The sequence below is a fragment of the uncultured Streptococcus sp. genome (assembly GCF_963525625.1).
In the GTDB taxonomy this organism is placed as follows: domain Bacteria; phylum Bacillota; class Bacilli; order Lactobacillales; family Streptococcaceae; genus Streptococcus.
The window spans coordinates 19,622-33,405 of sequence record NZ_CAURLD010000021.1; the positions used below are offsets into that span (position 1 = coordinate 19,622).

Here is a 13,784-nt window from a genome sequence, read left to right on the forward strand (position 1 = left end):
CATTTCTATACAGGCAACTTTAAAAAGGCAAGCAGTCTAACCTTGTGCTTCTTTCATTTTTTGCAATGCTGTTTTTTCTGAAAAATTATTGAAAAAGCCATTTTCCCTGTTTCATTTTAATTTCGATTGTCTTATTTATCTAAAAGTATAGGAAATTTCCCGAATCTGTGGTATAATAAATGGCAATACCTTGAAAGAGCTTTATTTTAAACATGAAAAAAATTGTAATACATGGTGGTCGCCCCTTAAAAGGAGAGGTGACTATTAATGGTGCTAAAAACAGTGTTGTTGCCTTGATTCCAGCTGTGATTCTGGCGGATGATATTGTAACGTTGGATGGTGTTCCGGATATTTCGGATGTGGATAGTCTGATTGATATTATGATTGCTATGGGGGCTAGTGTTACTTGCTCTGAGGACAGTCTGACGATTGATCCGCGTGGTATCCAAAACGTCCCTATGCCTTATGGAAAAATCAATAGTCTAAGGGCTTCTTATTATTTCTATGGCAGCTTGCTAGGCCGCTATGGTGAAGCGACGGTAGGTCTGCCTGGTGGCTGTGACTTGGGTCCGCGTCCTATTGACTTGCACCTCAAGGCTTTTGAAGCCATGGGAGCTAAGATGACCATGGACGGCAACTACATGAACCTATCCACAGGAGGCCAGCAGCTGAAAGGCGCTAGCATTTATATGGATACGGTCAGCGTGGGTGCCACCATCAATACTATGTTGGCTGCTGTCAAGGCCAAAGGTCGGACTATTATTGAAAATGCAGCGCGGGAGCCTGAAATCATCGATGTGGCAACTCTCTTGAATAATATGGGAGCACATATCCGTGGAGCAGGAACTGATATTATCACGATTGAGGGGGTTCCACACCTTCATGGAACTCGTCATCAAGTAATTCCTGACCGTATCGAGGCAGGAACTTATATCGCCCTTGCTGCAGCTATTGGTCAGGGAATTCAGATTAATAATGTCCTTTATGAGCATTTGGAGAGTTTTATTGCCAAGCTTGAGGAAATGGGTGTTCGGATGACGGTTTCTGAAGACAGCATTTTTGTCGAAGAGCAGCAAAATCTGCGTGCTATAAACATTAAGACTTCTCCTTATCCAGGCTTTGCAACTGACCTACAACAGCCTATTACCCCGCTCTTACTGACGGCTAATGGCCACGGTAAAATCACGGACACCATCTATGAGAAGCGGGTTAACCATGTGGCGGAGCTGGCTAAGATGGCAGGCAAGATTTCGACCAGCAGCGATCAGATTGTCTATGAGGGACCAAATCAACTGCAGGGAGCTCAGGTCAAGGCGACCGATTTACGAGCAGGAGCTGCCTTGGTTATTGCTGGTTTGATGGCTCAAGGAAAGACAGAGATTACGAATATCGAGTTTATCCTGCGCGGCTATTCTAATATTATTGAAAAATTAACAAATCTGGGTGCAGATATCCAGTTGATAGAAGAATAAGCGTTTTTCGCTTATTTTTTGTAGAGGTAGCAGATGAATTTATGGACACATTTAGCAGCCTGTTCATTTATTGAGACAGAGCATGCTTTTTTGCGGCCCATTGTATTTGAAGATGCAGGTGCCCTATATAAGATTGCGTCCAATCCGGAAAATACTCAGTTCATTTTTCCGACAGAAGCAAGCCTAGAGGAAAGTGAATACGTCATTGCCAATTTCTTTATGAAAAATCCTCTGGGGATTTGGGCTATTTGTCACAAGGAAATGCAGGAAATGATTGGCTCTGTCAAGTTTGAAAAGATGGACGAGATTAAGAAAGAAGCTGAGTTAGGCTATTTTCTGCGGCAAGACTACTGGGGACAAGGGCTGATGACAGAAGTTGTCCGAGAGATTGTTTTTTTGTCATTTACCCGCTTTGACTTCAAGCGCCTCAGTATTATCACTCATGCAGAGAACCTAGCTAGTCAAAAGGTAGCTCAAAAATCTGGCTTCAGCCTCTACCGGCAGTTTAAAGGGAGCGATCGGTACACGAGGAAGATGAGAGATTATCTGGAGTACCGTTATGAGAGAGGAGATTTTAATGAGTAAGCATCAGGAAATTTTAACCTATCTTGAAAATCTTCCAATAGGCAAGAGAGTCAGTGTCCGCAGTATTTCAAACTATCTGGGAGTTAGTGATGGTACGGCCTATCGAGCTATCAAGGAAGCGGAGAACCGCGGTATTGTTGAGACCAGACCTCGGAGTGGTACGGTTCGGGTTAAGTCCAAGAAAGTGGTCTTGGAGCATCTGACCTACAAGGAAATCGTTGATATTACTGGCTCAGAAGTATTGGCCGGAGAAGATGGTCTGGAAAAAGAGTTTAATAAATTTTCCATCGGAGCCATGACGGAGCAGAATATCCTGCACTATCTGACAGAGGGTGGTCTCCTGATTGTTGGAGACCGGACGAAAATTCAGCTCTTGGCTCTGGAAAATGAGAATGCGGTGCTGGTAACCGGAGGCTTTGAAGTCAGCTCGGAAGTTCTAAAGATGGCTAATCTGCTTAATATACCGGTTCTCAGGACCAAGCACGATACCTACACCGTTGCAACCATGATTAATCGGGCCCTGTCCAATATGCAGATCAAGACCGATATATTAACAGTGGAGCAGGTCTATCGCTCCAGCCACGAGTACGGCTTCTTGCATGATACTGATACTGTTCGTGACTATCTAGACTTAGTTCGTCGCAATCGCGCCAGCCGGTTTCCGGTTATCAACCAACAGCAGGTGCTGGTGGGAGTAGTAACCATGCGGGATGCAGGGGATAAGTCTCCTCTGACAACCTTGGACAAGGTCATGACGAAAAACGTCTTTATGACAGGCTTATCTGCCAATATTGCTAATATCAGCCAGCGCATGATTGCAGAAGATTTTGAAATGATACCAGTGGTTCGCAGCAACCAGACCTTGCTGGGTGTAATCACGCGTCGGGACATTATGGAAAAAATGAGCCGTTCTCAGATTTCCAGCTTGCCGACTTTCAGTGAGCAAGTAGGACAGAAGATTAGCCGTCAGGATGATTTGTTTTCCTTTACCGTTGAGCCTTTTATGCTGGAGCAAAATGGTGTGCTGGCTAACGGTGTGCTGACAGAAATTCTGACTCGGATTACCCAGCAGCTCATGGTTAACAGCGGCCGCAGTCTCATTATCGATCAACTGATGATTTATTTCTTTCAGGCGGTCCAGATTGATGACCTGCTGCATATCCAGCCGCGTATTATCCGTCAGACTAGGCGGACAGCCATTATTGACTTTGAGATGTATCTGGAAGCGATGCTAGTTGCCAAAGCGACGATTACAGTGAAAATTAATTAAGAAGAGGAATTTAGAGAAAGAATGATTACTTTAAAATCACAGCGTGAAATTGACTTGATGGACAAAAGTGGAGATTTTCTGGCTTCGGTCCACATTGGTTTGAGAGATTTGATTAAGCCAGGAATTGACATGTGGGACATTGAAGAGTATGTTCGCAAGCGTTGTAAAGAAGACAATGCGCTGCCTCTGCAAATTGGTGTTGAAGGCTCTGTCATGGACTATCCTTATGCGACTTGCTGCTCTCTTAATGATGAGGTAGCCCATGCCTTTCCCCGTCATCAGAAGCTGGTAGAAGGTGATGTCATCAGCGTTGATATGGTGGTTGGCTTGGTCGATAAGGCAGAGCTGGATGTGTCCAAGCTAGATTTTGACAATGTAGCACAGATGAAGCAGCACACAGAGAGCTTCCGAGGCGGTGTGGCAGACTCTTGCTGGACCTATGCAGTAGGGAAGATTAGCCCAGAGGCTCAGCAGCTGATGGATGTGACCAAGGAATGTCTCTACCGTGGAATTGCGGCTGCCAAGGTTGGCAATCGTATCGGCGACATTGGTGCAGCTATTCAGGAATATGCTGAAAGTCATGGCTATGGCGTTGTGCGGGATCTGGTCGGTCATGGTGTTGGCCCAACTATGCATGAGGAGCCTATGGTGCCGCATTATGGTCGAGCAGGACGTGGCTTGCGCTTGCGTGAGGGAATGGTTCTGACTATCGAGCCCATGATCAATACAGGTACCTGGGAAATTGATACGGACTTTGAGACCGGCTGGGCACATAAAACGCTGGATGGCGGTCTGTCCTGTCAATATGAGCATCAGTTTGTCATTACAAAAGATGGTCCTATCATTCTGACCAGCCAGGGAGAAGAAGGGACTTATTAGAAATCAAAGGCTGGGCACTTGTCTCAGCTTTTTTTGAAGGAGAAGAGAGTGAAGAAATTATTTGGCAAGGTTCGCAACAATCAGTTTTTAAGAGAATTTTTCCGTTTTTATAAAGAGGCAGATAGTGAGCTGAGCAGCGTTGCAGTTGCTTATTATTGGCTGATTTCCGTTTTTCCTTTGCTTTTGATTGTGGTGAATATTTTGCCCTATTTTCATATTCCGGTGGCGGATTTTCTGACAGCCATCAAGGACATGCTACCAGAAACTTTATATGATGTTGTGGCAAAAGTCATGCGTGAAGTGCTGACCCAGCCTTCGACTGGTCTGCTGAGTTTCTCAGTCTTGTCGGCTCTTTGGACTTTTTCCAAGTCCATGAATTTCCTCCAGATTGCCTTTAACAAAGCCTATGGGGTGGCTAAGAGTCGGGGGCTGATTTCTCATCGCGTCATGAGTCTCTTTGTGAGTCTAGGTCTGCAGATTCTCTTTGCCTTGGCCCTCTTTCTGACCATGTTTGGCCATATGTCGCTGGATTTTCTCCGTACTTACTGGAAGCTAGATAACCAGCTTTATCAGCACTTGCAGAATTTTACGGAGCCCCTGATTTATGCCTTACTCTTTGCGGTTTTGGTTATGTTCTATTATTTCCTTCCTAATGTGAAAATCAACAAAAAACGCTATGTTCTGCCCGGCAGTGCCTTCGTGCTTCTGACCATTCTGTCCTTGCTGAATATCTTTTCCGTTTACATGGATAATTATTTAAATCACCTGGTTGATGTCCGCTTTTTTAGCTCCATCATTATGGTTGTGATGATGTTTTGGTTTATCATGATTGCTAAAATTTTGATTGTTGGCGCAGTGCTCAATGCCAGTATCCAGAGCTGCTGTGAGTCAGGGTTTCAAGTTGAAAGCACAGGTAAATTTTCTTTTAAGAATCAGCTGGTGAAAGAAAAACAGTAGGATAGATACACAAAAAACTAAATTTTCTAGTCACTATGTCTTAAAAAATGAAAGGAGAAGAAAACTATGCCTACTTTAAAAACTGCAAAACAATTAGCAGTATCTTCAAATAAAGAACTTGTTTCTATGCTCCTATCTCAAAAACTACCTCTACTTAAGAGAGCAAGCCAAGCAAATTAGACGCCAACGTATAGAAGGCCTGGATCAAGCATTAGCTGAAGCTCTGGGCTTTGTTATGACTAAACCAAGGTCTTGGGAACTCAGAATGAGTTGATTTTGACCATTGCAGCTACGGAATGTACTAGCCTACTACCTTATTTGGAGGAATTAGTTCAAGGAAAATACTCAGCGACTGTTCTCTATCGAAGCTTGGCTTTAGCTATCGTATATTTACAAAATAAAGACAAGAAAGAGTTGAGCTATGTATACTCTAGCTTAGATAGTGGCAACCAGAACTTATTTGCTAGAGCTTTGCTAGGCTTGAATCAAAGAGAGGTTGTACTCAGTCATGAGGAAGTCCAAGACTTCTATAGTGCAGCTAAACGTGAAGCTTACTTAGAGAACTTCAGGCAGGTCATTTCTCCAATTCAGGTCCTAGTATCAATAGCTTACCTGTTTGAGGACAGGGATCGACAAGAACTGATTAGCTACTGTCAAGAATTGAATTCTGCATTTTTCTCTAGTATCATTACTAATCTTAATAAGAATAAGAAGATTCCTTACTTGTAAGGATGTTGATATAGATTTCTTAAAGAGGATTTTCCTCTTTTTATTTTTAGTGATTTTATTGCATTTGCAATAAAATGTGATATAATAGTTTCAAATAAAAATAAAAGGAGGGGATATGTCAGTATTGCGGGAAATTGGGATTATCGCCCGAGCTTTGGATTCCATTGCGAATATTGAGTTTCGTGATATTGACCTTGCGCGGGGGCAATATCTTTATCTGGTACGAATCGCGGAGAATCCGGGAATTATCCAAGAGGAGCTGTCGGAGCTGCTCAAGGTGGATCGCTCAACGGTTGCCCGCTCTGTTAAGAAGCTAGAAGCCAAGGGCTTGGTGCAGCAGAAGGCAGCCAAAGGCAACAAGAAGAACAAGGAATGGTTTGTGACGGAAAAAGGGGAAACACTTTATCCTTTTATCCTAGCGGAGAATGACTATTCTGAAGAGACATCTCTGCGGGACTTTTCTCAGGAAGAAGTTCAAGCCTTGGAGGAAATGCTGATCCGAGTGCGTGAAAACATCACAGGTGACTGGGAAGCCGTCAAAAAAGGACAAAAAAGAAACTATTAAGATTGAAGAGGTAGAGCATGAAAGTTACAATTGAAAATGAATTTTGGCAAGTATTTCCGGAAGCTCAGATTAGTATTTTAGTGGTCAAAGGGCTTGATAATAGTGTGGATGAAAGTAAGGATCCATATTTCAAATCCCTGCTGGATAAGGGAGCAAAGCGAGCTGAGGACTTTATCCTAGACGAGAACTTCACTCAAAATGAAGTCATTCAGGAGTGGCGGCAGGCTTTCAGCAAATTCAAGACCAAAAAAGGAGCGCGCTCCTCTATCGAAGCCCTGCTCAAGCGGGTTAGTCAGGGGCGGGAACTTCATCCAATCAATCCTTTGGTCGATATCTACAACAGTGTCTCGCTGTCTTATGCGGTTCCATGTGGAGGTGAGGATTTGGATAAGATTGTCGGAGGTCTTCATCTAGGAAAAGCCAAGGGTGGCGAAGCCTTTTTCCCGCTGGGAGCTGAGAGTGACGCGCCGGCTCTGCCAGAAGAAATCATCTACTATGATGAAGAGGGGGCTGTCTGCCGTTGTCTTAACTGGCGAGAAGCCCAGAGGACCATGCTGACAGAGGAGACCAAGGACGCCATCTTGGTCATTGAGGCCATTAATGAAGAGCAAGCAGCACGCGTCCAAGCAGCTATGACAGAACTCCAGACTCTGATTGAGGACTATTTTGGTGTCAAAGGTGAAATCACTCATATGACGCTTGATAATCCAAGCTTGGAAATTTAAGACTATAAAAATCTGGATCAGAATTATCTGGTCCAGATTTGATATTTTGAGGCCGAAGTACCATAGTCAATTAGCTTTCTTGTTTTCAAAGATAAAGACTTTGCTGAAAACATAGTTGAGGACAATAATAAGCACTTGAGAGAAAAGAGACTCTATCGAGTTGATAAGGTTGCGTTCATTTTTGACAAATTGCCCGATAATATTAGGGTAAGTATCTACTAATAATTTTGCAAGAACAATATCTAGCAAAAGAGTGCCAGAACGAGCCAGAGCAAATTTAAGAAGTCGTTTTTGCCAACCTTTGCGCTGCTGTTTAAAGACAATGGTATCATTTGTGATAAAGGCAAAAAGTACTGCTGTGACATTAGCAGTAATGGTCGCAAATAATGTCTGTCCTGTAAGAGCGAAGATAAGGAGACGAGTAGTCATATAAACAAGGGTAGCTGCCACACCAAAGAAAAGATAAGACAGAACCTCATTGTCAAAGAATTTTTTGATTAAAGTTTTCATAAAGATAGTCTATCATATTTCTAGGATTTATGCTATACTAGTTGGGTTGCCAAATCTGTGGGGGAATCAACTAATGATGCTCCTCTCATGTGACGCAACCCTTGGCGCTTAACTTCTTTCGCCAAGCATATTATACGCGGTAAAGCCGCTAAAGGAGAAAACATGAAACAAGAAAAACTGACAGTTCGTGATTTGGCTCAGATTGCCATTGTTGCTGCTATTTATGTTGCCCTTACGATTACGCCCCCTTTAAATGCTATAAGCTATGGTGCTTACCAGTTCAGAATTTCTGAAATGATGAACTTTATGGCTTTTTATAATCGGAAATATATCATGGGAGTGACCATTGGCTGTATGATTGCCAATCTCTATAGTTTTGGAATCGTCGATGTCTTTGTCGGCGGCGGGTCCACTTTAGTCTTCCTGTCACTGGGTGTCTATCTTTTCAGTCGCTATAAGAATCAATATCTGATTAAAGGCTTGATTCGTTTGGATCATTTCTATTTTGCAGTTTTATTCTCTATTTCGATGGTGACCATTGCTGCAGAATTACATTTCTTGCAAGGCCAGCCATTCTTCCTGACTTGGTTTACAACAGGCATTGGAGAATTTGCTTCCTTGATTGCTGGAGCTATCATTATTAACCAGATTGCAAAAAGTATTGATTTGACAAAATAAGACAGCAGAGAGCGGAATTTCCGCTCTTTTTGTGTCCTTTTGCTTTTTAGGAAGAATTGAGAACAAATAGAGGAAGATTTTGTGTATTTGTGATAAAATAGAAGTATGAAAGAAAGAATGTCAGAATTAGTAAAATTGCTCAACCGATATGCCCATGAGTACTATACGGCAGACAGGCCAAGTGTATCGGACAGCGAGTATGACAGACTCTATCGTGAGTTAGCGGAGTTAGAAGAAAAGTACCCAGCCGATATCCTGCCTGACAGTCCGACGCATCGGGTGGGAGGGAAGATTTTAGAAGGATTTGAAAAATATCCACACCAGTATCCTCTCTTTAGTTTGCAGGATGCTTTTTCACGTGAAGAATTACTAGCCTTTGACCAGCGGGTTCGCAAGGAATTTCCACAAGTTTCTTATCTTTGTGAGCTCAAGATTGACGGGCTCTCTATTTCCCTGACCTATGAAAAGGGAATCTTGGTAGCAGGAGCGACTCGGGGGGACGGCTCTGTTGGTGAAAACATCACCGAAAATCTCAAGCGGGTCAAGGATATTCCACTGACCTTGAAAGAACCACTGGACATTACGGTTCGCGGAGAGTGCTACATGCCCAAGGCTTCCTTTGATGCGGTCAATCAACTGCGGCAGGAGAATGGTGAGCCTGAGTTTGCCAATCCCCGAAATGCGGCAGCAGGAACCTTGCGGCAGTTGGACACAGCAGTTGTGGCCAAGCGCAATCTAGCAACCTTCCTCTACCAAGAAGCCAGTCCGACTCAGGTTGGCAGCCAAGAAGAAGTCTTAAACAAGCTGGCAGCTTTGAACTTCTCGGTCAATCCGAATCATTTTTTGACGGATTCTATCGAAGAAGTTTGGGAGTTTATCGAAAAGATTGCTCAGGAGCGGGACAGTCTGCCTTATGAGATTGACGGTATTGTCATCAAGGTTAATGACTTAGCGGTGCAAGAGGAGCTTGGCTTTACTGTCAAGGCACCTAAGTGGGCCATCGCCTATAAGTTTCCAGCTGAGGAAAAGGAAGCCCAGCTTCTGTCTGTTGACTGGACAGTCGGCCGGACGGGAGTTGTGACTCCGACAGCTAATCTGACGCCGGTGCAGCTAGCGGGAACGACTGTCAGCCGAGCAACTTTGCACAATGTGGACTATATCGCGGAGAAGGATATTCGTCAGAAAGACACGGTTATCGTATATAAAGCGGGAGATATTATTCCTGCTGTCTTGCGAGTGGTTGAGTCCAAGCGTGTCTCAGAGGAACCTTTAGAAATACCAAGTCACTGTCCGAGCTGTGAGAGTGAGCTAGTGCACTTTGAAGATGAAGTCGCTCTGCGCTGCATCAATCCTCTTTGTCCAGCCCAGATCAAGGAGGGCTTGATTCACTTTGCCAGCCGGGATGCCATGAATATTACTGGCCTGGGTCCAGCAGTGGTAGAGAAGCTCTTTGCTCAAAATCTAGTCAAGGATGTGGCTGGAATCTATCGGCTGACGGTAGAAAATTTACTAGAACTAGAGAACTTTAAGGAAAAATCAGCAAATAAATTATATACTGCTATTCAAGCTTCCAAGGAGAACTCGGCTGAACGTCTCTTGTTCGGATTGGGGATTCGCCATGTTGGAAGCAAGGCCAGTCGGATTTTGCTGGAGAAATTCCATGATATTCCTAAGCTGTCTCAGGCCAGCCAAGAAGAGATTGCGGCTATTGACAGTCTTGGAACTGTGATTGCCCAAAGCCTGCATACCTATTTTGAGCAGGAAGGCTCTCAGATTCTTTTGGCGGAGCTGCAGGAAGCAGGTGTGAATCTAGACTATCTGGGGCAAAAGGCAGCGGCTGATGCAGCCCTATCTGGTATGACGGTTGTTTTGACTGGTAAATTACAAAAATTGACACGCAATCAAGCTAAAGAAAAATTGCAGAGTCTGGGTGCTAATGTTTCTGGATCTGTTTCTAAAAAAACGGATCTGGTAGTGGCTGGCCAAGATGCCGGCAGCAAGCTGGCCAAGGCTCAGGAGTTGGGAATTGAAATTCGGGATGAAGATTGGCTTGATAGCTTATGAGGCTGAAGTATGAAGGATAAGATTAAACGAGCACGATTGATTTATAACCCGACTTCGGGACAGGAAATTATTAAGAAAAATATAGCGGAAGTTTTGGATGTTTTGGAGGATGTGGGCTATGAAACCAGCGCCTACCAGACCACTCCAGCGCCTCTTTCTGCTCAAAAAGAAGCTGAAAGGGCAGCAAAAGCAGGATTTGATTTGATTATTGCGGCAGGCGGCGACGGTACCATCAATGAGGTAGTTAATGGCGTGGCGAATCTGGATGAACGGCCTAAACTGGCCTTTATTCCAACTGGCACAACCAACGATTATGCGCGTGCTTTGAAGATTCCCATGGGAGATCCAGTAGCGGCAGCCCGCATTATTGAAAAGAACCAGACCATTAAGATGGATATTGGCCGGGCCTATGGGAACAAGTATTTTATCAATATTGCGGCAGCTGGAACTCTGACTGAGCTGACTTACAGTGTTCCTAGTGAAGTCAAATCTCGCCTAGGCTACTTTGCCTATGTCGCAGAAGGAGCAAAAAAACTCCCTCGCTCTAAGTTCCGCAAGGTTCGTATCAAGCACGACCACGGTGTCTTTGAAGGGAAGATTTCGCTGATGTTTGCGGCTTTGACTAACTCTATTGGTGGTTTTGAAAAGCTAGCACCGGACACAAAATTAGATGACGGGAATTTTACCTTGATTTTGGTCAAGACAGCCAATCTCTTCGATATGCTGAGTCTGATGATGCAGGCTATCAATGGCGGTCAGCACGTTGGCGATATCAATGTAGAATACCTCAAAACAAGCAAGCTGCAGCTGGAAATTTTAGACAAAAAAGGTCCATTTATGTTGAATTTGGATGGAGAATACGGCGGCGATACGCCTGTTGAACTGGAAGTGCTGCACGGACATTTGGAATTTTTTGCCAATATTGATGAAATCAGTCAGACAGCCCTTTCAATAGAATAATTTTAGATAAGAGATGAAAGACATGCTAGACTATAAAGTCTTAGTCCATTACCACAATCCTACGGGAGATTATTTCTCCTATGATATGTGGCAGTGGCAAATAAACCAATGGGGAAAGGAAGCAGCCTTTTCCAAACTTGATTATTTTGGTATTCAGGGGGAATTATCATTTGAGACTTGGGAGCCCTTAGATCACGCTCATGTGATTATCAAACGTTCAGACTGGTCTAGCCAGTCCTGTGAGTACCATATCGATTTGTTGCCTCCTCATCTGGTTACGGAAATTTGGCTGATTGAGGGAGATGCCCAGGTTTACTATTCCCTGCAGGCTGCAACGACAAGTCACCAGTATTCACGCCGGCGTCCACATAACTTTGATATGGCCCTGAGAACAGACTACTTTGATGAATGCTGGGGCTATCAAGGCTGGTTGGGACACCGTCAGACGGGTGATGAACATACATTCAAAGTTTGGGCACCGACAGCTAGGAAGGTAGAGCTGGTAGTCTATGAATCGGCTGACAATCAAGCTCCTGTTTATAAAATCTTCCCAATGCAAAAAGGAGACCGATATTCTCACGACCATAAGGAAAATACCATCGGTGTCTGGTCAGCTGAAATAGGAGAAGACTTGACCGGCAAAACCTATCACTATCATGTTAGCTTTGAATACCGCAATTTCTATATTCGCGATCTCTATACTGTTGCGACCAGTCCAGATGGCAAGCGCTCAGCGATTCTTGGAGCAGATGAGACAGAAGTAGCTGGCTTTCAAGTTTGGCAAGGCAAAGAAGCTCTCTGGCGTTTGGACAATCCAAATCAGGCAGTGATTTATGAGATGCATATTCGAGATTTGACCAAGTCGGAGACTTCAGGCGTGGACAGTCAGCTGCGCGGGACCTTCTTGGGAGCCTGTCAAAAAGGAACTACCAATCATCTAGGGCAAAAGACTGGCTTTGACTATATCAGTGATCTAGGCGTTAATGTTGTCCAGCTTCAGCCTGTCTCTGATCGTCACAAGGACTATGATGAAAATGGGGAGCTAATCTACAACTGGGGCTATGACCCACAGAACTATCATGCTCCAGAGACTAGCTTTTCCAGCAATCCTGCCGACCCAGCGCAGGCCATTCGTGATTTGAAAACGATGATTCAGGCCTACCATGATGCGGGGATTTCTGTGACACTGGATGTTGTTTACAATCACATCTACTCGACCTATGATTCTGCTTTTCAGGCTACAGTACCGGATTATTACTATCGGATGAATCCTAATGGCTCTTTCCAAAACGGAACCGGAGTAGGGAGTGAGACGACCAGTGAACATGAGATGTTCCGCAAGTTTATGATTGACTCTCTGCTGTACTGGGTAGAGGAGTTCAATGTGGATGGCTTCCGCTTCGACCTAATGGGAATTCATGATGTGAAAACGATGAATGCCATCCGTCAAGCTATGGATGAGGTGGATCCGAGAATCTTGCTCTATGGAGAGGGCTGGGATATGGGTACTGGCCTGAGACCAGAAGACAAGGCCAAGAAGGACAATGCTTATCAGTTGCCGCGGATTGGATTTTTCAATGATACAGAGCGCGATGCAGTCAAGGGAGCCGAGGTTTACGGCGGCATCAAGGCTGGTTTTGTCAGTGGTCAGGCGACGGAGGATATCGTCGCTAAGTCTATCCTTGGCAGCAGTGAACTAGGCAGCTATCTCAGTCCTGATCAAGTTCTTAACTACGTGGAGGCACACGATAATTTCAACCTGCATGATTTGCTTGCGGAGCTGCATCCCGATGATGATGTTCTGACTCGCACCAAGCGGATTGAACTGGCAACTGCTATGAATCTGCTCATGCAAGGCATGGCTTTCATGGAGCTGGGACAGGAATTTTCCCGTACCAAGCTAGTGGCGACTGGAGAAGACGGTCAAGTTCTTCACAGTGATCGCGAAAGGGCCATGAACAGCTACAATGCGCCAGATGCAGTCAATCAGGTGAATTGGGATATTTTGCAGGACCATCAGGAGAGCATTGATTTTATCAAGGACATCATTCGCCTCAAGACAAGCTGCAAGGCCTTTTCTTATCAGACCTATGAAGATATTTATAAACATGTATTTGTTCAATCAGCAGAGCAGGGCAGTGGTTTGATTATCTTTGAAATCAAGGATGACAAGCATTATCAAGTCATTTTTAATGCTAGCGGGCTTCCTTACTATCTACCTAATGCAGACAAGCTGCGCCTCCTAGTCGGCAATAGCCGTCATAAGAAGCCTTTCTATGTTGAAAACCTGACTGTTTCTGTTTTTGAAGTTATTCAATAAGTTATTAGCTACAAGAAAAGAGTCTGGGACAATAGTCCCTTATCTCCAAAAAAAGCAACGGTTTTATGTC

At 44.3% G+C, this 13,784-nt stretch carries 13 protein-coding genes and 1 riboswitch; of the genes, 12 read left to right on the plus strand and 1 reads right to left on the minus strand.

Annotated elements, in window-relative coordinates; genetic code table 11:
* Positions 1–212: 212 nt before the first annotated feature.
* The 8 genes from RYK49_RS09855 to RYK49_RS09890 all read left to right on the plus strand — a co-directional run bounded on the left by RYK49_RS09855 (position 213) and on the right by RYK49_RS09890 (position 7,182).
* Complete coding sequence (locus tag RYK49_RS09855) at positions 213–1,472, plus strand: UDP-N-acetylglucosamine 1-carboxyvinyltransferase (RefSeq protein WP_314831550.1); 1,260 nt, start codon at positions 213–215, stop codon at positions 1,470–1,472.
* A 33-nt stretch (positions 1,473–1,505) separates the two neighbouring features.
* Entirely contained in the window at positions 1,506–2,057 is a 552-nt protein-coding gene (locus RYK49_RS09860) for a GNAT family N-acetyltransferase (protein ID WP_314831549.1), read from the plus strand.
* Entirely contained in the window at positions 2,050–3,327 is a 1,278-nt protein-coding gene (gene spxR, locus RYK49_RS09865; RefSeq protein ID WP_314865598.1) for a CBS-HotDog domain-containing transcription factor SpxR, read from the plus strand. The genes RYK49_RS09860 and spxR overlap by 8 nt, the downstream gene beginning before the upstream one ends.
* Positions 3,328–3,348: 21 nt before the next feature.
* Positions 3,349–4,206: a methionyl aminopeptidase gene (locus RYK49_RS09870; protein ID WP_314831548.1), complete on the plus strand. Its 858-nt coding sequence runs from the start codon at positions 3,349–3,351 to the stop codon at positions 4,204–4,206.
* Between the two features lie 33 nt (positions 4,207–4,239).
* Positions 4,240–5,163 (plus strand): YihY/virulence factor BrkB family protein, encoded by a 924-nt coding sequence (locus tag RYK49_RS09875; RefSeq protein ID WP_314865602.1) that lies wholly within the window; start codon positions 4,240–4,242, stop codon positions 5,161–5,163.
* 276 nt (positions 5,164–5,439) lie between these two features.
* A complete protein-coding gene (locus RYK49_RS09880) occupies positions 5,440–5,892 on the plus strand; it encodes a hypothetical protein (protein WP_314831547.1) in 453 nt (150 codons plus the stop codon).
* 115 nt (positions 5,893–6,007) lie between these two features.
* Entirely contained in the window at positions 6,008–6,457 is a 450-nt protein-coding gene (locus tag RYK49_RS09885; RefSeq protein ID WP_126435348.1) for a MarR family winged helix-turn-helix transcriptional regulator, read from the plus strand.
* A gap of 17 nt (positions 6,458–6,474) precedes the next feature.
* The gene (locus RYK49_RS09890; RefSeq protein ID WP_126435350.1) at positions 6,475–7,182 is read left to right on the plus strand and encodes a B3/4 domain-containing protein; all 708 of its coding nucleotides are present in this window, start codon (positions 6,475–6,477) and stop codon (positions 7,180–7,182) included.
* Between the two features lie 66 nt (positions 7,183–7,248).
* Here RYK49_RS09890 and RYK49_RS09895 read toward each other — a convergent pair whose 3' ends face one another.
* Positions 7,249–7,692, minus strand: a complete 444-nt coding sequence (locus RYK49_RS09895) for a GtrA family protein (protein WP_126435352.1) — start codon at positions 7,690–7,692, stop codon at positions 7,249–7,251.
* Between the two features lie 28 nt (positions 7,693–7,720).
* Positions 7,721–7,857, plus strand: a riboswitch (PreQ1 riboswitch).
* Between RYK49_RS09895 and RYK49_RS09900 the strand changes: the two genes are divergently transcribed.
* The 4 genes from RYK49_RS09900 to pulA all read left to right on the plus strand — a co-directional run bounded on the left by RYK49_RS09900 (position 7,855) and on the right by pulA (position 13,714).
* Complete coding sequence (locus RYK49_RS09900; RefSeq protein WP_314831546.1) at positions 7,855–8,370, plus strand: QueT transporter family protein; 516 nt, start codon at positions 7,855–7,857, stop codon at positions 8,368–8,370. Its footprint overlaps the riboswitch before it by 3 nt.
* A gap of 105 nt (positions 8,371–8,475) precedes the next feature.
* Positions 8,476–10,434, plus strand: coding sequence for an NAD-dependent DNA ligase LigA (gene ligA, locus RYK49_RS09905; RefSeq protein ID WP_314865600.1), 1,959 nt, complete (start codon positions 8,476–8,478; stop codon positions 10,432–10,434).
* Positions 10,435–10,443: 9 nt separating this feature from the next.
* Positions 10,444–11,394 carry a diacylglycerol kinase family lipid kinase gene (locus RYK49_RS09910; protein WP_002906169.1) on the plus strand — a complete coding sequence of 317 codons (951 nt, stop codon included), beginning with the start codon at positions 10,444–10,446 and terminating at the stop codon, positions 11,392–11,394.
* Between the two features lie 22 nt (positions 11,395–11,416).
* The gene (gene pulA, locus RYK49_RS09915) at positions 11,417–13,714 is read left to right on the plus strand and encodes a type I pullulanase (RefSeq protein ID WP_314831586.1); all 2,298 of its coding nucleotides are present in this window, start codon (positions 11,417–11,419) and stop codon (positions 13,712–13,714) included.
* Positions 13,715–13,784: the final 70 nt, after the last annotated feature.

Coding starts and splice junctions, on each gene's coding strand:
- ligA (WP_314865600.1), top strand. CDS start 8,476: ATGAAAGAAAGAATGTCAGAATTAGTAAAATTGCTCAACCGATATGCC.
- RYK49_RS09895 (WP_126435352.1), bottom strand. CDS start 7,692: ATGAAAACTTTAATCAAAAAATTCTTTGACAATGAGGTTCTGTCTTAT.
- RYK49_RS09910 (WP_002906169.1), top strand. CDS start 10,444: ATGAAGGATAAGATTAAACGAGCACGATTGATTTATAACCCGACTTCG.
- RYK49_RS09870 (WP_314831548.1), top strand. CDS start 3,349: ATGATTACTTTAAAATCACAGCGTGAAATTGACTTGATGGACAAAAGT.
- RYK49_RS09855 (WP_314831550.1), top strand. CDS start 213: ATGAAAAAAATTGTAATACATGGTGGTCGCCCCTTAAAAGGAGAGGTG.
- RYK49_RS09890 (WP_126435350.1), top strand. CDS start 6,475: ATGAAAGTTACAATTGAAAATGAATTTTGGCAAGTATTTCCGGAAGCT.
- pulA (WP_314831586.1), top strand. CDS start 11,417: ATGCTAGACTATAAAGTCTTAGTCCATTACCACAATCCTACGGGAGAT.
- RYK49_RS09900 (WP_314831546.1), top strand. CDS start 7,855: ATGAAACAAGAAAAACTGACAGTTCGTGATTTGGCTCAGATTGCCATT.
- RYK49_RS09860 (WP_314831549.1), top strand. CDS start 1,506: ATGAATTTATGGACACATTTAGCAGCCTGTTCATTTATTGAGACAGAG.
- RYK49_RS09885 (WP_126435348.1), top strand. CDS start 6,008: ATGTCAGTATTGCGGGAAATTGGGATTATCGCCCGAGCTTTGGATTCC.
- spxR (WP_314865598.1), top strand. CDS start 2,050: ATGAGTAAGCATCAGGAAATTTTAACCTATCTTGAAAATCTTCCAATA.